Origin of the sequence: Polynucleobacter sp. MG-6-Vaara-E2 (assembly GCF_018687695.1) — a bacterium.
Lineage (GTDB): Bacteria > Pseudomonadota > Gammaproteobacteria > Burkholderiales > Burkholderiaceae > Polynucleobacter.
In genome coordinates, this window is sequence record NZ_CP061303.1 from 1,091,990 (window position 1) to 1,118,087 (window position 26,098).

General features: G+C 46.6%; 24 protein-coding genes and 2 tRNA genes. 10 read left to right on the plus strand and 16 right to left on the minus strand.

Annotated features, from left to right (window positions below):
* Positions 1–22: 22 nt before the first annotated feature.
* From nadB to ICV38_RS05750, 4 genes are all read right to left on the minus strand, one after another.
* Positions 23–1,678 (minus strand): L-aspartate oxidase, encoded by a 1,656-nt coding sequence (gene nadB, locus ICV38_RS05735; protein ID WP_215378225.1) that lies wholly within the window; start codon positions 1,676–1,678, stop codon positions 23–25.
* Between the two features lie 102 nt (positions 1,679–1,780).
* Positions 1,781–4,675 (minus strand): formate dehydrogenase subunit alpha, encoded by a 2,895-nt coding sequence (gene fdhF, locus ICV38_RS05740; RefSeq protein WP_215378228.1) that lies wholly within the window; start codon positions 4,673–4,675, stop codon positions 1,781–1,783.
* 40 nt (positions 4,676–4,715) lie between these two features.
* Complete coding sequence (locus ICV38_RS05745; protein WP_215378231.1) at positions 4,716–6,518, minus strand: NAD(P)H-dependent oxidoreductase subunit E; 1,803 nt, start codon at positions 6,516–6,518, stop codon at positions 4,716–4,718.
* A 143-nt stretch (positions 6,519–6,661) separates the two neighbouring features.
* Positions 6,662–6,886 carry a hypothetical protein gene (locus ICV38_RS05750; protein WP_215378233.1) on the minus strand — a complete coding sequence of 75 codons (225 nt, stop codon included), beginning with the start codon at positions 6,884–6,886 and terminating at the stop codon, positions 6,662–6,664.
* Positions 6,887–7,009: 123 nt separating this feature from the next.
* Here ICV38_RS05750 and ICV38_RS05755 point away from each other — a divergent pair, with 123 nt between their 5' ends.
* Positions 7,010–7,603 (plus strand): DUF1080 domain-containing protein, encoded by a 594-nt coding sequence (locus ICV38_RS05755; protein WP_215378236.1) that lies wholly within the window; start codon positions 7,010–7,012, stop codon positions 7,601–7,603.
* A gap of 73 nt (positions 7,604–7,676) precedes the next feature.
* Here the strand turns inward: ICV38_RS05755 and ICV38_RS05760 are convergent, their stop codons facing one another.
* The 4 genes from ICV38_RS05760 to acs form a co-directional block, all read right to left on the minus strand.
* Entirely contained in the window at positions 7,677–7,979 is a 303-nt protein-coding gene (locus ICV38_RS05760; RefSeq protein WP_215378239.1) for a YciI family protein, read from the minus strand.
* A 48-nt stretch (positions 7,980–8,027) separates the two neighbouring features.
* Positions 8,028–9,737 carry an amidohydrolase gene (locus ICV38_RS05765; protein ID WP_215378242.1) on the minus strand — a complete coding sequence of 570 codons (1,710 nt, stop codon included), beginning with the start codon at positions 9,735–9,737 and terminating at the stop codon, positions 8,028–8,030.
* 116 nt (positions 9,738–9,853) lie between these two features.
* Positions 9,854–9,944 (minus strand) — tRNA-Ser (locus ICV38_RS05770).
* Positions 9,945–10,003: 59 nt separating this feature from the next.
* Positions 10,004–11,977 carry an acetate--CoA ligase gene (acs, locus tag ICV38_RS05775; protein WP_215378245.1) on the minus strand — a complete coding sequence of 658 codons (1,974 nt, stop codon included), beginning with the start codon at positions 11,975–11,977 and terminating at the stop codon, positions 10,004–10,006.
* Between the two features lie 184 nt (positions 11,978–12,161).
* On the opposite strand from acs, the gene ICV38_RS05780 reads away from it, so the two are divergent.
* From ICV38_RS05780 to ICV38_RS05800, 5 genes are read left to right on the plus strand one after another with little or no spacing between them, the layout of a single operon-like run.
* Positions 12,162–13,685 (plus strand): fumarate hydratase, encoded by a 1,524-nt coding sequence (locus ICV38_RS05780; RefSeq protein WP_215378248.1) that lies wholly within the window; start codon positions 12,162–12,164, stop codon positions 13,683–13,685.
* Positions 13,686–13,696: 11 nt separating this feature from the next.
* Positions 13,697–14,509 carry a glutamate racemase gene (gene murI / locus ICV38_RS05785; RefSeq protein ID WP_215378251.1) on the plus strand — a complete coding sequence of 271 codons (813 nt, stop codon included), beginning with the start codon at positions 13,697–13,699 and terminating at the stop codon, positions 14,507–14,509.
* Positions 14,506–15,189 carry an energy transducer TonB gene (locus ICV38_RS05790; protein ID WP_215378253.1) on the plus strand — a complete coding sequence of 228 codons (684 nt, stop codon included), beginning with the start codon at positions 14,506–14,508 and terminating at the stop codon, positions 15,187–15,189. The genes murI and ICV38_RS05790 overlap by 4 nt, the downstream gene beginning before the upstream one ends.
* Before the next feature lie 5 nt (positions 15,190–15,194).
* On the plus strand, positions 15,195–15,887 hold the full coding sequence (locus tag ICV38_RS05795; RefSeq protein WP_215378256.1) for a MotA/TolQ/ExbB proton channel family protein: 693 nt from the start codon (positions 15,195–15,197) through the stop codon (positions 15,885–15,887).
* A 2-nt stretch (positions 15,888–15,889) separates the two neighbouring features.
* Positions 15,890–16,303: a biopolymer transporter ExbD gene (locus ICV38_RS05800; protein ID WP_215378259.1), complete on the plus strand. Its 414-nt coding sequence runs from the start codon at positions 15,890–15,892 to the stop codon at positions 16,301–16,303.
* A 20-nt stretch (positions 16,304–16,323) separates the two neighbouring features.
* Here ICV38_RS05800 and ICV38_RS05805 read toward each other — a convergent pair whose 3' ends face one another.
* Positions 16,324–16,791 carry a hypothetical protein gene (locus ICV38_RS05805; protein WP_251368118.1) on the minus strand — a complete coding sequence of 156 codons (468 nt, stop codon included), beginning with the start codon at positions 16,789–16,791 and terminating at the stop codon, positions 16,324–16,326.
* A 29-nt stretch (positions 16,792–16,820) separates the two neighbouring features.
* A tRNA-Leu gene (locus tag ICV38_RS05810) sits at positions 16,821–16,909 on the minus strand.
* 136 nt (positions 16,910–17,045) lie between these two features.
* Between ICV38_RS05810 and ICV38_RS05815 the strand changes: the two genes are divergently transcribed.
* From ICV38_RS05815 to purU, 4 genes are all read left to right on the plus strand, one after another.
* Positions 17,046–19,505, plus strand: coding sequence for a penicillin acylase family protein (locus ICV38_RS05815; RefSeq protein WP_215378261.1), 2,460 nt, complete (start codon positions 17,046–17,048; stop codon positions 19,503–19,505).
* Positions 19,506–19,540: 35 nt separating this feature from the next.
* Positions 19,541–19,987: a surface-adhesin E family protein gene (locus tag ICV38_RS05820; protein WP_251368119.1), complete on the plus strand. Its 447-nt coding sequence runs from the start codon at positions 19,541–19,543 to the stop codon at positions 19,985–19,987.
* Between the two features lie 21 nt (positions 19,988–20,008).
* On the plus strand, positions 20,009–20,371 hold the full coding sequence (locus ICV38_RS05825; protein ID WP_215378264.1) for a hypothetical protein: 363 nt from the start codon (positions 20,009–20,011) through the stop codon (positions 20,369–20,371).
* Between the two features lie 74 nt (positions 20,372–20,445).
* Positions 20,446–21,300, plus strand: a complete 855-nt coding sequence (purU, locus tag ICV38_RS05830) for a formyltetrahydrofolate deformylase (RefSeq protein ID WP_215378267.1) — start codon at positions 20,446–20,448, stop codon at positions 21,298–21,300.
* An 18-nt stretch (positions 21,301–21,318) separates the two neighbouring features.
* On the opposite strand, the gene soxA is transcribed toward purU, so the two are convergent.
* Genes soxA through ICV38_RS05860 form a run of 6 tightly spaced genes read right to left on the minus strand, consistent with a single transcriptional unit; the run spans position 21,319 to position 26,062 of the window.
* Positions 21,319–22,098: a sulfur oxidation c-type cytochrome SoxA gene (gene soxA, locus ICV38_RS05835; RefSeq protein ID WP_215378269.1), complete on the minus strand. Its 780-nt coding sequence runs from the start codon at positions 22,096–22,098 to the stop codon at positions 21,319–21,321.
* On the minus strand, positions 22,095–22,424 hold the full coding sequence (locus ICV38_RS05840; protein WP_215378272.1) for a thiosulfate oxidation carrier complex protein SoxZ: 330 nt from the start codon (positions 22,422–22,424) through the stop codon (positions 22,095–22,097). The genes soxA and ICV38_RS05840 overlap by 4 nt, the downstream gene beginning before the upstream one ends.
* A 9-nt stretch (positions 22,425–22,433) precedes the next feature.
* Complete coding sequence (locus ICV38_RS05845; RefSeq protein ID WP_215378274.1) at positions 22,434–22,919, minus strand: SoxY-related AACIE arm protein; 486 nt, start codon at positions 22,917–22,919, stop codon at positions 22,434–22,436.
* Positions 22,916–23,359: a sulfur oxidation c-type cytochrome SoxX gene (gene soxX / locus ICV38_RS05850; RefSeq protein ID WP_215378277.1), complete on the minus strand. Its 444-nt coding sequence runs from the start codon at positions 23,357–23,359 to the stop codon at positions 22,916–22,918. The genes ICV38_RS05845 and soxX overlap by 4 nt, the downstream gene beginning before the upstream one ends.
* Before the next feature lie 27 nt (positions 23,360–23,386).
* Positions 23,387–25,603, minus strand: a complete 2,217-nt coding sequence (locus tag ICV38_RS05855; RefSeq protein WP_215378280.1) for a xanthine dehydrogenase family protein molybdopterin-binding subunit — start codon at positions 25,601–25,603, stop codon at positions 23,387–23,389.
* 9 nt (positions 25,604–25,612) lie between these two features.
* On the minus strand, positions 25,613–26,062 hold the full coding sequence (locus tag ICV38_RS05860) for a (2Fe-2S)-binding protein (RefSeq protein ID WP_215378283.1): 450 nt from the start codon (positions 26,060–26,062) through the stop codon (positions 25,613–25,615).
* Positions 26,063–26,098: the final 36 nt, after the last annotated feature.

Consider the following 26,098-nt stretch of genomic DNA (forward strand, 5'->3'; position numbering starts at 1 on the left):
AACTGTTCTCTAGCTTTCTGCTTTAACTTTCCTGCGGATTCTCGCCTCCCTCGGATTGAGGAGTCAAAATCGTTGGATATGAAACTGCCCATGTGCCTGGGTAGTCGCGACTGTAATGCAATCCCCTACTTTCTCGGCGCATAAGCGCTGATCGCACGATCAGTTCAGCGCACTCAAGAAGATTGCGTAACTCAATTAAGTCACGGGTAACCTTAAAGTTTGCGTAATACTCTTGGACTTCATATCTGAGAAGCTTGATACGATGTAAGGCACGCTCTAGACGTCGATTAGTTCTTACGATGCCAACGTAGTTCCACATAAGTGAGCGTAATTCATCCCAATTATGGGCAATGACCACTTGCTCATCGGCATCTTCTACTTGGCTCTCATCCCAAAGTGGCAACTTAGGCATTACTGGAGTCTTCAGTGCTGAGATATCCTCAGCTGCGGCCTTACCAATGACTACGCATTCCAGTAAAGAGTTACTTGCCAAGCGATTGGCGCCATGCAAACCAGTGTAAGTTGCCTCACCTACCGCATATAGTCCAGGTAAGTCAGTGCGGCCCTTCAGATCAGTCACAACACCACCACAGGTGTAATGCGCTGCAGGTACCACCGGGATTGGCTCTTTAGTGATATCCAAACCGAGACTTAAACAACGCGCATAAATCATGGGGAAATGTTCTTTTACAAATGCCTCACCCAAATGAGTAGCATCGAGATGCACATAATCCAAACCATGCTTTTTCATTTCAAAGTCGATAGCGCGGGCGACGATGTCGCGTGGAGCCAATTCATTACGCTCATCATGATCGGGCATGAAGCGCATGCCATCGGGCAGCTTTAACAAACCACCCTCACCACGCATGGCTTCAGTAATCAGAAAAGTTCGATCACTTGGGTGATACAAACAGGTTGGATGAAACTGGATAAATTCCATATTACCCACACGACAGCCTGCACGCCAGGCCATGGCAATACCATCGCCTGTAGCTGTATCGGGGTTACTTGTGTAGCGATATACCTTACCTACTCCACCAGTAGCAAGTACTACTGATTTCGCCTCAATGGTATCTACACGATTGTTTTTAATATCCAAGGCATACACACCATAGCAACGATTAGGCTTTGCGCGTTGAGTCTTGGCATCTAATTGACGATTGGTAATGAGATCAAGAGCAATCCAATGCTCCAGAATACGAATGTTTTTATGAGACTTGGCTTTATCTAGCAATACTTCATGAATTGCCTTACCAGTAGCGTCGGCAGCATGGGCAATTCGCCGATGACTATGGCCACCCTCGCGAGTTAAGTGCAAACCCATCGGTCCAGATTTGTCTTCAGTAAAAGGTACGCCCTGCTCAACTAACCATTTAATTGCTTCAGCACTTTCTTCGGCAATATAGCGCGCAGTGGATTCCACAACGAGACCAGCACCAGCATCCAGCGTATCTGCTACGTGCGAATCAATGCTGTCATGCTCCTTATCTACTACCCCGACAATGCCACCTTGGGCCCATGCTGTAGCTGCTTCACCTAGGCCACGCTTAGCCATGAGAATCACGGGCTGGGTTTCAGCCATATGCAGGGCAACAGTCAAGCCAGCTAATCCAGCACCAATGATGAGAACTGGTAACTCAGCTTGAGCTTGGGAGGGTGTTGGTGTGGAACTTGCCATAGAGGGTTCATTCTAAAGGGCAATTCAAATTCATGAAGCGGATGTAAAAAGGCTCCATTTCTGGAGCCTTTTGGGTTTGCTAGCTCAGTACTAGGTGAGCAATTAGACGTTAGACATCACCTTTGATCCGCCAGGTGCATTGGTACCGTATCCCATGATCTTGGCAACATCTCCACCTTTGGCGAGTTTGACAGCGCAATACTTAAATTCTGGGATCTTGCCAAATGGATCAAGAGCAGGATTAGTGATCAAATTTGCCGCAGCTTCGTAGTAAGCAAACGGAATGAAGATCACTCCTCTTGGCGTACCGTCATCTCTGCGCACATGAATACCAACTTCACCACGACGAGACTGCACGGTAATCACATCGCCAGCAGTCACACCTAACAGGGCCATATCTTCACCATTCATCGACACGGTTGCCATTGGTTCAATCGCATCAAGTACTGTTGCGCGGCGCGTCATACTGCCAGTGTGCCAATGCTCTAGCTGCCGGCCCGTAATCAATACAAAAGGATACTCAATATCTGGACGTTCATTTGCAGGAATAATGTCTGCGGGAACGAGCTTAACCTTACCATCTGGCGTAGCAAAGCTGTCATCAAACACAATTGGGCGCCCTGGATCTTCAGCAGAAAGACATGGATAGGTCACGCTTGATTCTTTTTCAAGGCGCTCCCATGTAATGCCGTTGATGGCACCATGCATTGCTTGACGCATTTCATCATAGACTTCTGCAACACCATCATCTGGCCCTTGATAGTTCCAATTGAGACCCATACGCTTGGCGATTTCCTGAATGATCCAAAGGTCGGGCTTTGCATCACCTGGAGGATTGATTGCCTTCTTGCCCATTTGCACCATACGATCAGTATTGCTTGCAGTACCAACCTTCTCTGGCCATGCACTTGCTGGCAATACTACGTCTGCCAACAATGCTGTTTCAGTCATGAAAATATCCTGTACCACTAAATGCTCTAGAGATGCTAAAGCATGACGGGCATGATTTAAATCAGGGTCACTCATCGCAGGGTTTTCACCTTCCACATACATGCCACGAATCTTGTCTGGATCGCTATCTGGTGCAGTGATCTTGTGCATGATCTCCACTACGGTATATCCAGGTTTTTTATCCAACGGTGTGCCCCAGAACTTCTCAAACCAAGCATGCGCTTCTGGATTGTCAACGCGCTGATAGTTCGGGAACATCATTGGAATCAAACCAGCATCGCTCGCACCCTGAACGTTATTTTGTCCGCGCAGTGGATGCAAGCCTGACCCTGGTTTACCAATTTGGCCAGTGATACTCACCAATGCGATTAAACAACGTGCATTATCGGTGCCGTGAACGTGCTGGCTAACCCCCATGCCCCACAAAATCATGGCAGATTTTGTAGTGGCAAATTCTCTAGCAACTTCACGCAAAGTCTCTGCTGTAATACCGCAAATTGGCGCCATTGCTTCTGGACTATAGCCCTTGATGTTGTCTTTAAGCGCTTCAAAGTTATTGGCACGATTGGCAATAAAGTCCTTATCAGCCAAACCTTCTTCAATAATCGTATAGATCATGGCATTGAGCATTGCCACATCAGTATCTGGCTTGAACTGCATGGTGCGCCAGGCATGCTTGCTGATCTCGGTTATACGTGGATCACACAAAACAATCTTTGCGCCACGCTTAGCGGCATTCTTAAACCAAGTTGCAGCTACAGGGTGATTAGCAGTTGGATTAGATCCAATCAAGAAAATCAAGCTGGAGTGTTCGACATCATTAACCTGATTGCTTACAGCACCAGAGCCAACACCTTCGAGCAATGCTGCTACCGATGATGCATGGCAAAGACGGGTGCAATGGTCAACGTTATTGCTACCAAAACCAGTACGCACTAGTTTTTGAAATAAATAAGCTTCTTCGTTACTACCCTTAGCAGAGCCAAAGCCAGCCAATGCTTTGAGACCATGTTGATCTTTGAGCTTCTTAAGACCGCCGCCCGCAAAATCAAGCGCCTCTTCCCAAGTCGCCTCACGGAAAATATCAGACCAGTCCTGCTTACCTTCGAGGATAGATTCATCCTTAGGTACACCTGGTTTACGAATTAAGGGTTTGGTTAAGCGCTGTGGGTTATGGATGTAATCCATACCAAAGCGACCTTTAACGCAAAGGCGGTTGTGATTAGCCGGGCCATCACGACCTTCTACGCTGACAATCTTTTCATCTTTCACGTTGTAAGTGATCTGACAACCTACACCGCAGAATGGGCAAACAGAATCCACTTTACGATCCACTGTTTGTGAACCAATTAATCCCTTTGGCATCAATGCACCAGTAGGACAGGCTTGCACACACTCACCACAGGCAACGCAAGTGCTATCACCCATTGGATCGTTTAAATCGAAAACGATTTCGCTGTGTGCGCCACGCATAGCGTAGCCAATCACATCATTAACCTGCTCTTCACGACATGCGCGTACACAACGATTACATTGAATACAAGCATCAAGATTTACCGCCATTGCTGGATGAGAAACGTCATTTGCAACCTTATCGCGACGCAAAGCTTTGAGCTGCGGACGCACTGTGACATCCATGCGAGTCGCCCAAGTACTAAGCTCACCATGTTGTTGCTTCTGCTCTTCTGCCTTGGTGTCACCTACCCACTTAAAGCCTTCATCAGGCATATCAGATAGCAACATCTCCAGAACCAGCTTTTGACTCTTGACTGCACGCTCGCTATTGGCTTTGACTTCCATGCCTGGAGTTGCACTTCTGCAGCAACTTGGCGCTAGAGTACGCTCACCATTGATTTCGACTACGCAAGCACGGCAGTTGCCATCAGGTCGATAGCCATCTTTAAAACAGAGGTGTGGAATATCGATGCCATGACGTTTTGCTGCCTTAAGAATGGTTTCACCTTCATAAGAAACAATGGTCTTGCCGTCTAGCTTGAACTCAACAGTTTGTAGTTCGAGTTCTTTTAGATTAGTTGGTGCGTTCATATAGTCTCGTTCTTCCCTATTCTCTTATTAAGGTACTTCCTTATTGAATCTCTTCTGGGAAATATTTATGAATACAGCGAATCGGGTTTGGTGCTGCTTGGCCTAGGCCGCAGATCGAAGCATCAACCATCACCGTTGCCAAATCTTCGAGGGTGTCTTGATCCCAAGATTTAGCTTGCATGAGTTTGGCGGCTTTACCAGTACCAACACGGCAAGGCGTACATTGACCACAACTCTCATGCTCAAAGAAGTGCATGACATTTAAGGCCATATCGCGCGCTTTATCTTTGTCACTAAATACCATCACCGCTGCAGAACCAATAAAGCATCCATAAGGTTGCAAGGTATCAAAGTCAAGCGGAATGTCGTTCATCGTCGCAGGCAAAATACCTCCTGATGCACCACCAGGTAAGTAGCCATAGAACTGGTGACCATCTTGCATGCCACCACAGTACTCATCGATTAATTCTTGAATAGTAATACCCGCTGGCGCTAATTTCACGCCAGGTTTTTTGACGCGCCCGCTCACGCTATAGCTACGCAAGCCTTTACGATCGTGACGCCCATAAGAACTAAACCACTCTGGGCCACGAGAAATAATGTCGCGCACCCAGTAGAGGGTCTCAAAATTATGCTCAAGGGTTGGTCGGCCAAATAAGCCAACCTGGGCAATGTAAGGAGGTCGCATACGTGGTTCACCACGCTTGCCCTCAATACTTTCAATCATGGCAGATTCTTCACCACAGATGTAGGCACCAGCACCACGGCGCAATTCAATATTCGGAATCGGAAATGGCGGGTTCGCTTTGAGTTTAGCCAATTCTATTTCGAGCAACTCACGGCAACCGTGATATTCATCACGCAGATAGATGTAGCAAGCATCAATACCAACAACGTTTGCTGCGATCAATAAGCCTTCTAAGAAGCGATGGGGGTCACGCTCTAAATAAGTACGATCTTTAAATGTTCCCGGCTCGCCTTCGTCAATATTGACGGCCATTAATTTAGGCGCCACTTGGTCTCTCACGATGCGCCATTTGCGACCCGCTGGGAAACCTGCACCCCCTAAGCCACGTAGACCTGAACTTTCCATCGCCTTGATGACACTCTCAGCGTCTTTCTTACCTTCATGAATTTCTTTTGCCAAGGCATAACCACCTTGAGCACGGTAAGCTTCATAACCTACATAGTCTGGCGAGAGTGCTTGGTTTTCACCTTGTGGTGATACGCCCTGCTCTGCTAATGCCGCTGGATCAAAGCTAGCATTAGCTTTTGCCATAGGTTGAGTAGTTAAGCCATTGCTAACAGCAGCTTTGACTTTATCCGTTGTCGCAAAGAGCACCGGATACTGATGAACCACAGCTACAGGAGCTTGCTCACAGCGCCCTACGCATGGAGCGGCAATGACTTTAACCTTGGGGTTGCCCAAAATCGCAGGAAGTTTAGCGAGCAAGTTTTGTGCGCCAGCTAATTCACAAGCTATGCCATCACACACACGCACAGTGATGTCAGCAACTGGATCATTTCCGCGTACCACCTCAAAGTGGTGATAGAAAGTAGCGACTTCATAGACTTCGGCCATCGGCAAATTCATTTCTTTTGCCAAAGCAACTAAATGACGATCATGCAAAGCACGATACTCATCATTAAGTTTGTGTAAATGTTCAATTAATAAATCACGACGATGTGGCGCATTGCCAATCAGCTGTCGCACTTCTGCAATCGATGCGTCATCCGCTTGACGACCCTTGAGCTTGCTTTTGCGACGAATGGTCTCCCTCAAATCATTTGCTGTTGCTATGGCAACTGCTTTGATTTCCTTAGTAGGTTTTGGGTGATTCATGGTCTCTAGTCTCTAATATTTATGTATGCGTTTGCGCAAACCCTAAAATAAGGGGAAAGGCAAAATAACGCTTGATTTTGGGTTATTTCAACCCCTAAGTCCTTGACGGCGCTCAAGGGATTGAATTACGGGTAAACCCTAATTTAGAGAAGGGATGGAGATGGCTTATCTCCAGGGGGCAAGGAGTAATCCAGCTTACGCTCATAGAGCCTTGCCTTGTAGCAATCTTCATAGCCTTTGCTACCGATATTCCAGCCAATAGAGGTGCAATCATCCTGGGCCGCTTGCTCAATCGAGCCACAACCTGCCAAAGAAATGCCAGCTAAAAGGGCTGAAATAAGGGAGAGGCGAAATTTCGTTGAATTCATGGCTCAAGTCTACTTGATTCTGAGCTCAACATCGAGGGAGAGCATCTACTTGTCTTTACGGATCAATATCAGTCACAATGAAAATGATTGCAGACGAAATAATCTAAACCCACTGGAGACCTCATGAAATCACCTTTAAAGAAGATTGCTTCACTTGTTTTTTGCCTTCATGCCGCCTTATTTGGCAGCTTGGCTATCGCTCAAAATCAAGATGGTTACATAGACTTGATTGATGGAGTAAGCCTTAATGGCTGGAATATTATTGGTGATGCCAATTGGATCATCGGCAAGGGCCTAGTTGAAAGCAACAAACCAAATGGTTTTTTGGTGAGTACAAAGTCTTACAAGAACTTCATCATCAAAGCAGAGTTTTGGGCAGAGTCGAACACGAATAGCGGTATCTTTATTCGCTGCCAAGATCCTAAAAAAGTTTCTGCGGCCACATCTTATGAGGTGAATATTTGGGATACCCGCCCTGAGCAAGCATATGCGACTGGTGCAATTGTGGATGTCGCTAAAGTCAATCCCATTCATAAAGCTGGTGGACGATGGAACACCATGGAAATTATTGCAAACGGCTCACACTTTAAAGTCATCCTCAATGGCGTAGTCACCGTTGAAGATGGGCAAGACAGTAAATTTGCAGAAGGTCCTATTGCTCTTCAGTCTGCTGGAGGCGTGATTAAATTTAGGAAAGTTCAGATCAAGCCAATTTGAAGTCTTTCCCCACAAGATGAAAGCCACCCAAGGGTGGCTTTTCTTTTGACTGCAGTATTGAAGACTTATGAACTTAGGCCGGTGGAAATCCGACCTTCTGCGCCCACATATTATTAAATACATGAATCACGGGTTTTTCATAAACACCCGCCTTAGTAAAGGGCTCATCTTTTAACCAAGCATCAACAGCGGCTCTATCCGGAAAGTCCAATGCCAATAAGCTACCAAGCACTGTTTTGCCATCCTCTGAAGTGAGCGGACCAGCAAAAGCCATACGATCTGCCTGCTGCGCCAAATAAGCGCGATGCTCTGGACGCACTTGCACCCTCAAATCAGCAGTGCCAGGGCGATCCATTAATAGAATTGCAAAAATCATATTTTCTCCATGTCTTTTTATTAGTGATCGGATGTTAATCGATTAGCCTTACCAAGCCTGCCTCTTGCCATCAATCCAAGTTTCTTTTACGCCAATGCTACGAATTTTCTCAATCGGCGTTTTTCTAGGATTGTCAGAAAGCACTACTAAGTCCGCTTGCTTGCCGACCTCCAAGCTACCCAATTTATCATCAGAGAACATTTCATAGGCAGCATTAATCGTTACCGCACGAATTGCATCATCAACGGATACTCTCTCGTCAGGTCCCAATACTTTACGAGGCGCCTTTTGCCACAAACGTCCTGCACCTTCAGAAATGTAATTCAACGGTCCTACGTTTGATACCGGGGAATCACTGTGATAGGCAAAACGTGCACCCTCTTTTTTGAATGATGCTGAAGGGTCGATACGATTAGCGCGCTCTGGACCAACGATGTGATTGTGAAAAGCCTCTCCCCAATAGTCAACGTGACCAATAGTAAAGCCTGGAATCACTCCTAACTGCGCCGCCTTTTTGACTTGCTCAGGAGTATTGATCGTGAAATGCTCAATACGCAGACGGCGAGCTTTAGGATCGGGTGAGTTGGCTAGCAACTTAGCGTAGGTGTTGAGCGTTTGCTCTATCGTGCGATCACCATTTGCATGTGTGGCAATTTGCCATCCTTGATCAAAAACGGGTTTAGTCATTTTGTAAATTTGATCATCGGCATAATCTAAGTGGCCAAGAAATTGAGTTCCCTTAGGATAAATATAGGGCTCACTTAATGCGGCCGTAATGCCTTGAGTAGATCCATCCGAAACGAACTTCACTCCCACATACCGCAACTTATCGTCGCCATCGTTAGGCTTGAGTCCGTTAGTACCCTTAGCCAACAAGGGTCCATACAAATATGCCCTGACCCGCAATGGGAAATCCTGGTTATGAACAATATTGTTAAAGAGTTTGATTTCATTATCCAAGCCCAGCATCAAACCCAGAGTAATTTCCGCAGAAGTGGTTACCCCTTTTGAGGCAATCATTTTTGCCGTCTTTTGCATCGCTACTGCCAATTCTGCTTCTGTTGGAGCGGGTGCATGTTTGAGGATAGATAAAATCGCGGATGGCTCAACTACCACGCCAGTGAGTCGACCTTGAGCATCGCGCATGTAGATTCCACCATCACCTGGATTTGGCGTTTTATCGTTAATGCCAGCAACTTCAAGAGCCTTGTGATTCACATACAAAATATGGCCCGATTGATTCATAACTGCAATAGGCACCTCAGTAGAAACTTTATCCAAAATATCTGCAGTTAATTCAGCCATAAATGGTTGAGTGCGAGATGGATCTACTCCAAAAGCACCCAGCCATTGACCCTTTGGTAATGTATTTAATCTTTCCTTTAGCTTTTGACTGAGGGTATCTAAAGTGTCATATTGGGGCGTGAAATTTGACAGGTTGAGCCAAAGCACCTCTGTCATCGCTGTCATCACAATATGAATATGAGGCTCAACAAATCCGGGCATGAGTGTTTGACCCTTGAGGTCAATCAACTGTGTTGTATTGGCTCTCCACTCTTTCAGAACAACATCCTTCTTACCAACGGCGACAATCTTTCCATTTTGTACAGCTAATGCCTGCACCTCTTCGTTCTTCTGGTTGACTGTCACGATCGGACCGCCAAAGAAAATGGTGTCAGCGACTTGAGCTGCGGCCACAGAAAAAGCTGTTGCCATGAGTCCAGCAGAAATCAGCGTTGTTTGAATAAAGCGTTTCATTGGGAACCTTATGTTAAAAGTTGCTAATAGGTGTCAAGCTTAGCTGATATTAAAGTCAATACCTATTAATTGATTCCCTAAAGAAAAAACCACCCGCAGGTGGTTTTAGCAATACTTGGCGGAAGGGGCGGGATTCGAACCCGCGGTAGGCTATTAACCTACGCACGCTTTCCAGGCGTGTGACTTAAACCGCTCATCCACCCTTCCGGAACCGTTAATTATACGATTGCCGAAAGGGCTTTACTCCAAACCCTGATAAAGACTGCTTAGAGAGACTCTTTGAGCTGCTCCAAGATATGGGGATTCTCTAAAGTGGATGTATCTTGAGTGACTTCCTCGCCCTTAGCGATTACACGTAATAAGCGGCGCATGATCTTGCCCGAACGGGTCTTCGGCAAGTTATCGCCAAAGCGCACATCTTTCGGTTTAGCGATTGGGCCAATCTCTTTACCAACCCAATTACGCAACTCAGTCGCCACTTTCTTAGCATCTTCACCTGTTGGGCGTCCACCCTTGAGAACTACGAATACGCAAATTGCTTCTCCAGTAAGCTCATCTGGACGGCCAACCACCGCTGCCTCAGCAACCAATGGATTGGCTACCAAGCAAGATTCAATTTCCATGGTACCCATGCGGTGACCAGAAACGTTCAAGACATCATCGATGCGACCCGTGATGGTGAAGTAACCAGTATCTTTGTTACGGATTGCGCCATCACCAGCAAGGTACAAAGTGCCACCCAACTCTTCTGGGAAATAAGACTTCACGAAACGATCGGGGTCATTCCAAATCGTACGAATCATAGAAGGCCATGGACGTTTTACCACCAAGATACCGCCTTGGCCGTTTGGAACATCAACGCCCGCTTCATCCACGATTGCTGCCTGAATACCAGGCAATGGCAATGTGCATGAACCTGGAATCATTGGGGTTGCGCCTGGCAATGGTGAAATCATATGGCCGCCAGTTTCGGTTTGCCAGAAGGTATCAGCGATTGGGCAACGTGAGCCGCCAACATTTTCGTAGTACCACATCCAAGCTTCTGGATTGATTGGTTCGCCTACAGACCCCAAGAGACGTAGTGAAGACAAGTTATAACTCTTTGGATGTACTGCTTGATCATTACTAGAAGCTTTGATCAAAGAACGAATCGCGGTTGGCGCAGTGTAGAAAATGCTTGCCTTGTGTTTTTGGATCATTTCCCAGAAACGGCCAGCATTTGGATAGGTTGGAACACCTTCAAACACAATCTCAGTAGCGCCGACTGCGAGTGGGCCGTAAGTAATATAGGAGTGTCCAGTTACCCAGCCGATATCTGCCGTACACCAGAACACATCGTTTGGCTTGATATCAAAGGTCCACTTCATTGTGAGAATGGCCCACAAGAGGTAACCGCCTGTAGAGTGCTGAACACCCTTTGGCTTACCAGTAGATCCCGAGGTGTAAAGAATAAACAATGGATGCTCAGCGCTAACCCACTCTGGCTCACAAGTTGTCGCCTCATTAGCAACGATCTCTTGCATCCAAACATCCCGGCCGGCCTGCATAGGAACATCAGTGCCTGTGCGCTTACTGACGATGACGTGCTTAACTTTAGGGCACTCACCGGTAGAGAGTGCTTCATCGCAAATTGCCTTTAATGGCAATGCTTTACCGCCACGGTACTGTCCATCAGCGGTAATCACGGCAACTGCGCCAACGTCCATAATACGATCGCGCAACGCTTGCGCAGAGAAGCCGCCGAATACAACAGAGTGAATTGCGCCAATACGAGCACACGCTTGCATCGCCACAATGCCTTCAATGGTCATTGCCATATAAATGATGACGCTGTCACCAGACTTAATGCCCATCTTGCGTAATGCGTTTGCCATTTTGCAAACGCACTCGAGCATCTCTTTATAGGTAACTTTAGTTACAGCGCCGTCATCGGCTTCAAAAATGATGGCCGTCTTATCACCCAAGCCAGCTTCAACTTGGCGATCTAAACAGTTATAAGAAGCGTTGGTTGTGCCATCCTCAAACCATTTGTAGAACGGTGCTTTCGATTCATCCAAAACTTTGGTAAATGGTTTCTTCCAATAGATATTCTCTTTTGCAAGGCGACCCCAGAAACCGTCATAATCTTTTTCGGCTTCAGCGCAAAGCTTCTTGTAGGCATCCATACCTGGAATAGCCGCACCCTTTACAAAGTCTGCAGGTGGGTTAAATATGCGGTTTTCTTGTTTTAATGGTTCCATGCTTCACAGCCCTCTATCAAATAATCAACGATCTTTACGTCTCATAATGCGCAAAATGTCGCAAAATGGCGGGTTTAGACCCTTAAGACCTTCGAAGATAAGTGAAAACACTTGGGATTTGCTCTATGGCAAACCCTTAAAATAGGGGAAACCTTACTAATTATGTGGAAATTAGCCTAAAACCATGACCAATATCAAACAAAACGATCTCATCCAAAGTGTTGCTGACGCCTTCCAGTTCATCTCTTACTACCACCCAAAAGACTTCATTGATGCCATGGGCAAAGCCTATTCCCTTGAAAAAGGTGAGGCGGCTAAGGATGCGATTGCGCAGATTCTGACGAACAGCCGGATGTGTGCTGAGGGTCATCGCCCGCTTTGCCAAGATACTGGTATCGCCGTGGTTTTCCTCAAGATTGGTATGAATGTGAAATGGCCCGATGCCACTATGAGCGTTACTGACATGGTGAATGAAGGCGTCCGTCGCGCTTACCTCAATCCTGAAAATACCCTACGCGCTTCAGTCTTGTCTGACCCAGCAGGTAAACGCAAGAACACCGGCGACAACACTCCAGCGGTTATCCATTACGAAATCGTTCCCGGTGATGATGTTGAGGTCATCTGCGCAGCCAAAGGTGGTGGCTCAGAAAACAAAGCCAAGATGGTTATGCTCAACCCTTCTGACTCGATTGTGGATTGGGTTCTGAAAACCGTTCCAACGATGGGTGCCGGCTGGTGTCCACCTGGCATTCTCGGTATCGGTATTGGCGGCACTCCAGAAAAAGCAATGTTGATGGCTAAAGAAGCGTTGATGGGTCCCGTTAATATTCAAGAACTCATTGAACGCGGCGCGAAGAATCGCGTTGAAGAACTGCGTCTTGAACTCTACGAGAAAGTAAACAAGCTGGGTATCGGCGCTCAAGGCTTAGGTGGTTTGGCTACCGTGCTTGATATCAAGATTTTGGATTACCCAACGCATGCAGCCTCCTTGCCTGTAGCAATGATTCCGAACTGTGCCGCAACGCGTCACGTGCATTTCCATTTACATGGTGATGGCCCTGCTAAGTTGGAAGCTCCTTCTCTGTCTGATTGGCCAGATGTCACTTGGACACCGGATGTTCAAAAATCGAAACGCATTAATTTAGACACCTTAACTGCTGAAGAAGTTGCTAGCTGGAAACCCGGTGAGACCTTACTGTTGAATGGCAAGATTTTGACTGGCCGTGATGCTGCTCATAAACGCATTCAAGACATGCTCGCCAAAGGTGAAGAATTACCTGTCAGCTTTAAGAACCGTGTCATTTATTACGTTGGCCCAGTAGATCCAGTGCGCGATGAAGTGGTTGGTCCAGCAGGTCCGACCACTTCTACTCGCATGGATAAGTTCACTGAAATGATGCTGGCTAAGACTGGTTTGATTTCGATGATTGGTAAGGCTGAGCGTGGCCCTGTAGCAATCGAGGCGATCAAGAAACACCGGTCTGCTTACCTTATGGCCGTGGGTGGCGCAGCTTACCTGGTATCGAAAGCAATTCAGACCTCTAAAGTGGTTGGCTTTGCGGATCTAGGTATGGAGGCGATCTATGAGTTTGATGTGAAAGATATGCCTGTGACTGTTGCCGTGAACTCTGAAGGCATCTCCATGCACGAGACTGGCCCCAAAGAGTGGCAAGCGAAGATTGGCAATATTCCAGTCAAGATTGCGTAATAGGCTTCGCGTTGCCCCTCATAGGCGTTTTTGATTCTGGCGTAGGTGGCTTATCCATCTTGGATGAGGCCCTGCGTCAACTCCCGCAACACGACTATATTTATCTAGCAGATTCTGCCAACACGCCTTATGGTGAGAAGTCTGGCTCTTGGATTGCTGAGCGCAGTTTAAATTTATGTAAGTACTTAGCGGACTCAGGATGCGACGCCATCGTAGTTGCTTGCAATACCGCCACTGCTGAAGCAATCAAACAGATTCGTGAGCAATTACAAATCCCGGTTATCGGGGTAGAGCCTGGTATCAAGCCTGCCGCAATGCAATCTCAAAATGGAGTTGTTGGGGTCTTAGCAACTGAGGCAACACTCAATAGCGATAAGTTCAATGCACTCTTGGCGACTTTGCCAAGTAATTGTCATTTCATCAAACAAACCGGTGCAGGTTTAGTTCCCCTGATTGAGGCTGGTAAAGCCGATAGTGAAGAGACTTTAGATCTACTCGCGAAACATTTAGAGCCTATTCAAGATGCAGGCTCAGATACCTTAGTGCTGGGTTGCACCCACTACCCTTTTCTTCGAAAAGCGATTCGCAAACTATTAGGCGACTCCATCACACTCATTGATACCAGTGAAGCCGTAGTAAGACAACTCAAGCGCCAACTAGAGCAACTAGTATTCGATGACATGTCAGCTATTCAGGATCATGGATCCGTAAACTTTGTGAGCAGTAAGGATGATGCAGTACTGCTACAAATGGCGCAGGATTTAATGCATAGTGACCTTGAGATGCACAAGGTCAGATCTCAGATGTTGGGCAACATACGATGAGTAGGTTTGTAGATAAGCTCGATGCTCGCCTGCCGTTTACGAAAACGGAACGGATCATTATTGGAATCGTTCTTCTGATGCATGCTTTACCTGCTTTAGAGTTCTTACATTTTTCATCGCGGCCTACAAAAATGGATGATGAGCGTGTGATGGCGAATTTAGTGAGCCCCGACACCGCCTCAAGCAAAAGTCAGCAACCACCTGCACCTCCTCCAAAACCAAAGGAAGAGCCTAGGAAAAAAACGGTAGAAGAAAAGTCTTCACAAAAGCCGACTCCTCCTCAAACACAAAACACGCAGCAGCAACAAAAGAGTGAATCCCAGTCGCAAAGCCAGATGCAAAATGCAGCTGTAGCGCCCGCTACGTCAGGTGGAGCCAGCGGCACGCCGATTCAGACGGACATTGGTAAACTGGTTGTCGTATACCAGCCCGATGCAGATGCCTACTACCCTTCTTTCTCTAAGAGATCAGGTGAGCAAGGTACCGTAGTTGTGCGTTTGATTATTTCAGAGAATGGAGAAGTTGAAGATGTGGCTATATTGCAATCTAGCTCCTTTCCAAGACTCGATCGTGCGGCAACCGATATCGGCAGACGCTACCGCTTTAAACCTTTTTTAGTAAATGGCTCGCCTCAAAGAATTTCTACCAATCTTTTAATTAAATTTAATCTCAAGAATTAACGACTATGAATACACCATTTGGAATTGCAAATCTTTGGCTTGAGGGTGATGCCATCACTCGCTTTGTAGCTATTGCCTTATTGCTGTGCTCTATCGTTACCTGGGTCATCTTGCTCACGCGTTTTTGGGAGCTACGCAACTTACGCAAATTTAAACCTGAGCTAGAGCAATTCTGGCGTGCCACCTCTTTTGAGCAGGGCCTTCATTCTTTTAGCGATCATGCGCTCAACCCTTATTACCAAATTGCAAAATCAGCCAGCGGCGCTTCCGTGCATCATCAGAGTCAAGCGAGTAATCATCGTGAGCTCTTACAAACTCTAAACTACTCTGAGTGGATGGCGCGGAGTATTAAGAATGGCATTGATAGTATTGCTGCCAGCCTCCAAAAAGGGCTCACCTTTCTAGGCTCTACTGGTGCTACTGCCCCTTTTATCGGCCTATTTGGAACTGTGTGGGGCATCTACCATGCTCTGATCTCAATTAGCAGCTCAGGTAGTGCGCAGATTGATCAAGTGGCTGGCCCTATTGGCGAAGCGTTGATCATGACCGCTTTAGGTCTTGCTGTAGCGATTCCTGCAGTACTTGGCTTTAATGCCATCAATCGTGCCAACAAACTTCTAGTGGCTGATCTCAATCGCTTTGGCAATGACTTGCTGGCCTATTTTGTGACTGGCGCACGCGTGAAGTCTGGGGAATAAACATGTCTTTCCATATGCAAGACGATCAGAGTGATGACGCCATCATGGCAGAAATCAACATGACTCCGATGGTGGACGTCATGTTGGTCCTGCTCATTATTTTTATGATCACCCTACCGGTGATTCAGCAGGCAGTAAAAGTTGAGCTGCCAAAAGCCAATAGTGTTCGTAACGAGATCAAGCCTGAGTCTGTTCAACTGACGATTGATGCGAAGGGTCAAATCTTTTGGAACAGTACCCCTATCGAACTAAAAACGTTTGATGGCTATGCTCAAAAGGCTGCTGAAAAAGATCCGCAACCAGAAATTAATCTGCGTGCCGATAAATCAGTGAAATATGAATATGTCGCCCAAGTATTAGCGGCTTCGCGCCGAGCGGGCTTAACAAAGTTGGGCTTTGTAACTGAACCAGACTAGGCTGACATAAGTGCTTGTGCCTACTGTGTTTTATAAGGCATTTTGGAAAGCAGACAACTTTCTTCGCTGATATAAGTTCCATTGCCCATCGTTTCACCCAAAATACCACCTTGAATTTTTTCTACCTTTTTGAGTTTGCCAGTAACTGGGTCCAGTGTTATTTGGGTTGATACCGTTCCTGCGGGGTACACAACTCCCATCAAATTCTCTGGCTCAAAACTAGCCTCTATTGCAATCACGATATTGGGTCGCGCCAGCGTCACACTTTTAACAACTTGCTTACCGTAATCATCAGATTGATCAAGGTCTCGATTATCTAAATACACTTTCGCTTTCTGAGTGCCAGCAGCTAAAGTAATCTTCATATCGTACTCTTCGATATAACCATTCTCTGTACGCTTACAGTTAAATTCGAGAACATCAATAGGCCAAGCAAATATAGGAACCAAGCCAAGAAGTAAGCTGATAAGGATTTTGAATAAATTCATATGAGGTGAATCTTGAGGAAAAACAGTGGTGGTGCCCGAGGCCGGAATCGAACCGGCACGACTTTTTTGAGTCGGCAGATTTTAAATCTGCTGTGTCTACCGATTTCACCACTCGGGCTCGCACATGCAGTAACTGCCGCGCTATATAAATCAAGACAACTCTAATTTTAGCATGTACACCCCCAACCCCCTCAGAAGGCCTGATACTCCATAGATTCTGGGTGAGTCAGTTTCAAAAATACTAAAATGTGGTCATGAAATCCGCTGGCAATTTGGCAAGACATGGCAAGCTACTTCGCCCCTTGATTTGGGTGGTGGGCGTCACTCTGCTAACCATTTTCAGCGCAACGCTGATTTACCTATATTCAGCACAATCAAGTCCATCAGGCAAGCGCAGCATCAAAGGTCTGGGTGATGGAGTAGTGATTACCTTTGATGAATCTGACATTCCCCACATCAAAGCCAATAGTCAATCTGACGCATTGTTTGCTCTAGGCTATCTGCATGCGACTGAGCGTTCTTGGCAGTTGGAAATGAACCGTCGCATTGCTAGTGGTCGCCTTTCTGAAATTTTAGGAAACGAAACAATCAATATTGATCGCTTCATCCGCACTCTTGGAATTAAGCGCGCAGCTGAGCAGCAATTCGATAAATACCCTGTCTCAGCCAAGCGTTTACTACAGGCTTACGCAGATGGTGTAAACGCAGGTAATGCGCAATTAGGCTGGGCTCTACCAGTCGAATACTTTCTAACTGGCTCAAAGCCAGGACACTGGTCTCCAACTGATAGTGTTGCTTGGATGCTCATGATGGCTTTAGATTTGGGCGGCAACTGGCACAAAGAACTACAAAGGCTGGAGCTCTCTCAATATTTAACAACTAAACAAATCTGGGAAGTGCTTCCGCCATTTGAGGTTGATGAACCTGTGACCAAGATGGATTTTGCCAAAATCTATCGGGATCTTGACGTCTTTAATCCCAAGACAGGCCCCGCTCACAAGCGCTCAAAAAAACTCCCTGCGACTGAACACTCTAATATTGATCTTCCTGGCGGTAAAGATGGTATTGGCTCCAATAATTGGGCTTTGAGCGGCAAACTCACTGCAAGCGGCAAGCCACTGCTTGCAAACGATCCTCACCTGGGATTATCTGCACCAGCAATTTGGTATTTTGCTCATCTAGATGCGCCCGGCTTAAATGTTCTTGGAAGCACCCTTCCTGGTATACCAACAGTGGTTCTGGGTAGAGCAGAAAAGTTTGCCTGGAGTTTTACAAATACCAACCCTGATGTGCAAGATCTGTATATCGAACAGATAGACCCGAACAATCCAGGGATGTACCGCGGGCCTGATGGCCTTTTACCGTTCAAAGTTCGTCAAGAAATAATTGATGTCAAAGGGGCTCCATCTGTAAATTTCATTGTGAAAGAAACACGCCATGGTCCCGTGATATCAGACTCTTATGCACGTGCAAAACGCGCAATTGACACTGACCGCTTCGCTTTGGCTCTGCGTTCGACCGCTTTGGATATTGAAAATCAATCGGTAGCAGGATTACTCGACCTCAATCGCGCTAAGGACATGGATGCTTTTAAACAGTCCTTACGCAAAAATTACGCCCCGATGCAAAATGTCGTCATGGCAGATATTGATGGCAATATTGCTTATCAAGCTGCCGGTGTTGCTCCTAAGCGTTTACTACATCACGGACTATATGGTGTTGCTCCAGCGCCTGGTTGGGAAAAGCAATACGACTGGAATGGCTACGTGCCATTTGAACAACTCCCAGCTAGCAATAATCCAGAGCAGGGATGGATTGCAACGGCCAATCAAAGAATCATTGCGAGTAACGATCCCAATCCCCTGACGAGTGACTGGGACTTATCAGCCCGTTACGATCGGATTGTGGATCTCATTAAAGCCAGAAATAGTTACGATCTCGAGTATATGAAAACAATGCAGGCCGACACCCTCTCCCTGACTTCGATTCCTCTGCTAGAGCTCTTTAAATCCAGCGTGCCAAGCCACCCACTAGGCGCTAAAGCATTAGAAATATCTAAAGATTTCAATGGTGACATGCGAGTTGATAGCGCCGCTGCTTTGATTTTTAATGCCTGGGCAGATCAACTAACGCGTAATTTATTTTCTCGCTTGAGTTATATCTTCTCTGAAACCTACGGCGATCGCAATTACCGTGGCGCACTGATTGCGCAAATGAAAAATCCGAATAGTCCTTGGTGCGATAACCCCAAGACTCAAGCAATAGAAACTTGTGCCGAGGCTTCTAACGACGCCTTTAATAAAGCGCTGGAGTTTTTAAGCAAAGAGTACGGTAATGACCCCAGCAAATGGGCTTGGGGCAAAGCGCATATTGCAATCTCTGCGCATCGCCCATTAAGCAAGATTCCTGTCCTTGGGAAACTCTTTAACCTCGAGACTCCTTTCCCAGGCGATAGCAATACGATTAATGTTGGTCGATTAGAGCTGCTTCGGTCGGAGCACCCCTATGAAACTCTTCAAGCACCAAGCTTGCGAGCAATTTATGACCTTTCTGATCTAGAGAAATCCCTCTTTATCTTCCAGTCCGGACAATCAGGCTGGGTGCAAAGCAAGCTCTATCGGAATATGGTTCCTCTTTGGGCAAAGAATGAATATCTACCCCTGCAGATGAAGCCCGATTCCAGCAAGCGCACTCTTGAATTAAGCAATAAGTAATTGATTAAACATCTGAGGTGTTTAAAATAGCCTTAATGTATTTACGCGTCCGCGTCATTATTGAAAGCCGCTCTATGAAAAAAATCCTTCTCGCTAGCTTAACTACAGCAACCTTATTGCTTTCTGCCGGCAATGCTAATGCTGCATGGAAAGAATTAGGTTCAAATCAACTAATGGTGGTGTATGTAGATCTTGATACTGTTCAAACTCAAGGTGAAAAGACCCAAATCATTTCGATGCTTGACTTCAAAAAGCCTGGCGTAAATCCAACGAATAAAGAGCCCGTGAATTCCATCGTTGGCCTCAATGAATTTGACTGCCCTACAGTCAGTTACCGCCCAATTGCTTTTAAAGAATTTTCCGGCAACAAGGGATCAGGAAAAGTGGTGTCAGATAACAATACCCCTGATAGCAAATTTGAGCCTGTACCAAGTGGTGACTGGGTGGCTGGTGTCTTTAACTCCGTTTGCAAAGCTAAGTAATTCATTATTACTCTTGACTGAATGCCCTTAAAACACTGGGTTTGGTTTACATCCATTCTGGGCTTTGCCTTGTTGCAAGGCTGCGCAGCTCCTTTAGCAGCACTCGGCACTAGCGGTACTGCAGCAGCAAGCTCTGCTGGTACAACCGTAGTTACTGCTGCCGCAGCAAATCCTATGACAGCCACAAGTGTTGCCTCAACTGTTGCCACTGGAAAATCACCTTTGGAGCATGCAGCTTCTGCGGCTACAAAAAAAGAGTGCAACTTTACCAATATTATTGGCCCCAAGCCCATCTGTGAAGATGTCGTTCTGCCAAAAATCATTGACAACAGCAGCCCCCTTCCAGGCCCAGCTGACAAGCCCAAAGAGACCATCAAACAGTAGCGGTCGGCATTCCCTGTCAACAATGCTGTGGGGGATTAAAATCAACTGATCTTGCAATATTGAGCATTTACGCCATGACTACTGAAAACTACTACCTCACACTCACCTGCCCCAATAAACCTGGCATTGTTGCCGCAGTATCAACCTATATTTTTCAGGCGGGCGGTGATATTGAAGAAGCTCAACAGTTTGATGACAAAGCCTCTAAACGCTTTTTTATGCGCGTCAGTTTTAGCTGCCCTACTGATGGTAATACCTTGCGGTCCGGCTTTACAGAAATTGCTAAGCGCTTTGAACTTACCTGGAATCTGCGTGCTGTAAAAGATTTGAAGCGTGTGTTGATCATGGCCTCTAAGCTAGATCATTGCCTAGTTGATCTTTTATACCGTTGGCGCATTGGTGAACTACCCATGATCATCAGTGGCATTGTTTCAAATCACCCTCGCGATGTCTATGCAAGCATTGATTTTGCGAACATTCCTTTTTATCATTTGCCGGTTACCCCCGAAACTAAGCCCGCTCAAGAAGCTAAGCTACTTGAGATCATTGCTGACTCTAAAGTCGACATGGTGATTCTTGCGCGTTATATGCAAATTCTGTCAGATGACCTATCCACCAAATTATCTGGTCGTTGCATTAACGTGCACCACTCATTCTTGCCAAGCTTTAAAGGTGCCAAGCCCTATCACCAAGCCCATGCTCGCGGCATTAAGCTCATTGGAGCAACCTCACATTTTGTGACTAGCGATTTAGATGAGGGTCCTATCATTGAACAAGACGTCACCCGCGTCACTCATGGTGATACTCCAGAGGATTTAGTGCGTAAGGGTCGTGATTTGGAGCGTACCGTCTTATCTCGTGCCCTACGATACTATCTGCATGATCGCGTCTTAATCAACGGCACTACCTCGGTCGTATTCTCAGACTAATCAGGGCAATAAAAGTAGTTAGGGCCTTACCCCTGGGGACTCCAGAGGTAACCCACGAGCGCGCCAAGCCAGAAACAACTCCAGCTGAGCCATTTCTGGTGAGCCATATTCATATTGTTGCGCTCTTACCCCGCTCATGCAGTTACGCAAGCGACGTTGTAAAGATCCTAGAGTCTGCCACTCTAAGCGATAGATTGGATAAGAATTAGGATGACCTTGTGGGATGGGGCTACCACCCAATTTAAGTCCAGCTCGGTCCTCATGACATTGAGCACAAGACAAGTTTAGCTGCCCCATTCGCTGGTAAAAGGATTGGCGTCCTTTCTGCATCGCGGATTTGTTCTCTGGGGTTTCTTTTATTGCGATTGGCATCCCTTTGGATTGATATGCAATATAGGCAGTAAGCGAGAGAAGATCTTTGCTTTCATATGCCAATGCAGATGCGCCCTGCGCGCTAACGCGACATTGATTAATCTGACCTTCTAGAGTTTGCAACTTCCCTTTCATCATTTTTGGAAATGCTGTTGCAATACCACGCATTGATTTTTTGGCATCGCCATGACAACTGGCACAGGATTGATTGTTCTTTTCAGGCTTATTCCATAAAACTTCGCCATCACCTACCCAAAACATCGCCGGGTTGAGGCTAGGATCATCTTGCATGGCTTTATTTTCAGACGACATTAGCTCGTAACTTGACTGAGGTTTTGATTTGCTGCTATCGCTAGCCGCCAACAGCGTGGCAGAATTCAAGATCATCGTGGCAGCAAGAAACCACAAGAACTGTGGCTTACTCATGAAACCGTGATGTTGGCTTGGTTCACCGCCTCATAGCCATTATCACCAGACCATTTAAATTCTAAGACACCAGTTTCTGTAGCGATGGTAGTAAAGATGATCAATGGATTAGCGCCGATTCCAGAGTAAAAGTCCGCTTTAAAAATTTCGACATCGTTATAGGTGCAAGTGAATACCCGAATAATGTCTCTCGGGATTAACTTGCCGCTTTCGGTATAGCGAAATCCTGATTCCATATCGTGCTGAGCAATTGCCCGAATCTCGATGATCGAGCCCTTCTTAGCACTCGATGGCATGGTGATAGAGGTACGAGAAGTTTTACTCATGATTCCTCCTCATACCAACTCAGTACAGGCTGATAGCGTCACCAAGGTTTCCGCTTGTCCTTGATAAAAACTACCATTACTCATCTGCGCAATAGCCCGCACAGTTTGGCTATCGGCTAAACGAACGCGAGTAGTAATAGTAGCCGTGCCAGAGCGCGGCGTTAAGTAAACCGTAAAAATATTGGGCAATGGATTGCCCTCAGCAATCACATGGATTGATTTCACGTAATCATTGGCTGTCATTGGGCTATCCACACTGACCTTGAGCACGACGAGGTTGCCGTTTTCCACCAAGGGTGGAATAACGAGTTTGACTTTTCCGTCTATCACAGGCTTTCCACCAGTAATTTCTTGAATGGCTTTTGCAGCGTCTTCTGGTTTTGCAAATACAGTCGCAGGACTAAACCAAGCTCCGACAGCAATCAAGCCGAGCTGTTGAATTTTCTTGAGCCAAGCACGTCGACTCTTTTGAAAAACAAATTCTTTATGCATCATTTGTTATTGGTATTTAAGGTCAGTAAAAATGTCAAAACATCTTCAATCTCTTGACCACTCAGAATCGTTTGCCCTGCAAACTTTGGGGCAACCCGATTGAGATGATCAGTGCGGTAATACGCTGGCATGATGGTATTGGGATTAAAGTAACTGGCATCCACGATTCTGGCTCTTAATTGAGGTGTTGTATACCGCGCCACACTACTACTGAGCTCAGGAGCTAGGTTGCCCTGAAAACGCCCCTCTGGAAACGGTCCACTATGACACAGCAGACACAATCCCGTTTGACGACTAGCCACAATGGCTCTTCCACGAAGAGCATCACCTGGCAATGCAGTGAGCGGTTGATCTATCGCGCCATTAACAATCGTTTGTGCAGCAATCGGATGGAGATTGAGGGCGCCTAGCAAGAATATTGCTAGAACGCACCCCTTTCTCATAAACGCTGTTTCACAAAGCTTTAATGATTAAACGAGCTTAATGCCGCTATTTTTCAAAGGTACAGTGCGGTAACGCTTGCCTGTTGCACGGTAGATGGCGTTGAGCACTGCTGGGGCAGCCACTGCAATCGTAGGCTCACCAACGCCACCCCACTCTTTACCGCCACCCTGAATCACAATAGTTTCAACCTTTGGCATCTGGGATAAACGAATGGAATTAAATGTGTCGAAGTTCTTCTGCACGACGGCACCATTTTCAATCGTAATCTCTTCTTCAAACAAAGCAGATAAGCCGTATACGAAAGAGCCAGAAACTTGGCGAGATACCTGAGCTGGATTAACGATATAACCTGGATCGGTAGCAGCAACAATACGATGTATCTTCACTTCATTGCCATTGGTCACCGAGAGTTCACAAGCAGCGGCTACATAACTACCGAATGAGCGCATTTGTGCTACACCACGGTAAACGCCTGGAGCAGCAGGCTTAGTCCAACCAATACCATCAGCTACTGCATTGAGAACGGCAACTGCACGCGGAAACTCTTTCATATGCTTGCGACGGAATTCCACCGCATCCATACCTGTTGCTTCAGCCAGCTCATCCATAAATGTTTCAATAAAGACGGCATTTTGGTTAACGTTCACACCACGCCAGAAGCCTGGTGGAACATGGGTATTGCGCATTGCATGATCAATCGTCAAATGAGGGAAGCTATAAGTAATACCGTGCTCGCCACTAGGCTCGACACCCTGGAATGCCAATGGATCTTTACCTTTATTAGCAGCAACTACTGCAGGACGAACCGCCGCCAAAATTGACTGGCCAGATAAACGCATATTCAGACCGGTGACATTTTTCTTGTCATCAATAGCCGCGGTCATCTTGCACATCATGACCGGATGGAAGCGGCCCTGTGTCATATCCTCTTCACGAGTCCAAATCAACTTGATCGGAGTACCAGGCATTTGCTTAGCAATGTTGACTGCTTGAGTTGTGTAATCCTGGAATGCACCACGACGACCAAATCCGCCGCCAAGGTTTACCTTGTAGACATTACATTTCTCAGCAGGCAATCCAGAAGCTGCAATGACTGCAGCCAAAGAAGCTTCACCGTCTTGTGTTGGAACCCATGCTTCGCATGAATCTGCAGTCCACTTAGCAGTAGCAGTTTGTGGCTCTAGAGTTGCATGGTTCAAGAATGGATAGAAGTAAGTTGCCTCGATCTTCTTAGATGCACTAGATAGCGCAGAGTTCACATCGCCATTGGTGTTATGAACAAATGCATCATCCGCAGTCAAGCCTTCCTCCAACATTTTCTTGATGGAAGCGCTCGATACATTACCATTGGCGCCGTTATCCCAAACGATATTGACTTGATCTAATGCAGTCTTAGCCTGCCAGAAAGTTTCTGCCACAACAGCAACAGCAGAGTCACCCACTTGCACGACCTTCTTCACACCCTTCATCCCTTGGGCTTTAGCAGCGTCGTAGCTCTTAACCTTGCCGCCAAAAACCGGAGACTCTTTGATATTGGCAACCAACATGCCAGGCATCTTCAAATCAATCGCATAGACCTGACGCCCAGTCACTTTGTCTGCAACGCCATCGATACGATTAACAGGTTTACCAATTAACTTCCATTCTTTTGGATCTTTCAATGGCACTTCAGTAGGTACGGGCAGCTGTGAAGCCGCTACAGAAACCTTGCCGAAAGTAGTCTTGCGGCCAGATGGCGTATGTGTAATCACGCTATTGGCTGCAACGCACTCAGAGGCTGGAACGCCCCATTGATCTGCAGCTGCCTGAACTAACATCATGCGCGCTGCTGCACCACCTTTGCGAACATATTGTTCGGATGTACGGATGCCGCGGCTACCGCCAGTGGAGTAGCTACCCCAGGCTTGCTTACGCTTGAGACTTTCGGCAGGCGATGGATATTCGTAGCTGACTTTTTTCCAATCGCATTCCAATTCTTCTGCAACCATTTGCGCCAATCCAGTAATAGTGCCCTGTCCCATCTCGGAACGAACGATACGCACAATCACATCATCATTCGGCTTAACCACAACCCACACACCAATCTCTGGGGTAGCTAGTGGCGCCATAGATGTTGTGCCAGTACCCATTGCAGCATTTGCTGCTGACATAAATGTCAGATCAAAGCCGATTGCCAAACCGGTGGCAATAGCAGTCGAGCCAACGACAAAATGACGGCGGGAGCTATTAATAGTAGTAGTCATATGCCCCCCTTAAGCCTTGCTAGCAGCATGAATCGCTGCACGCACTTGTTGGAATGTGCCGCAACGGCAGATATTGGTAATCGACTCATCGATTTGCGCATCGGTTGGCTTTGGGTTGTTACGCAACAAAGCAGTTGTTGCCATCACCATGCCAGACTGGCAGTAGCCACACTGTGGCACTTGGTTATCAACCCAAGCTTTTTGTACTTTAGAAAGTTGACCGCTCTTCTCCAAGCTCTCAATGGTTTCGATCTTCTTGCCTTCTGCTGCAGAAACTGGCACTGAGCAGCTACGCAATGCCTGGCCTTCAAACAAAACCGTACAGGCGCCGCATTGGCCCACTCCACAACCATACTTAGTACCAGTGAGACCAATTTGCTCACGTATGACCCAAAGTAATGGGGTATCTGGATCTACATCCACCTTGTATTTCTTGCCATTGACATTTAACTCAGCCATGAGTGGTCTCCTATTTATCTCTGTTCTTGTTTTACT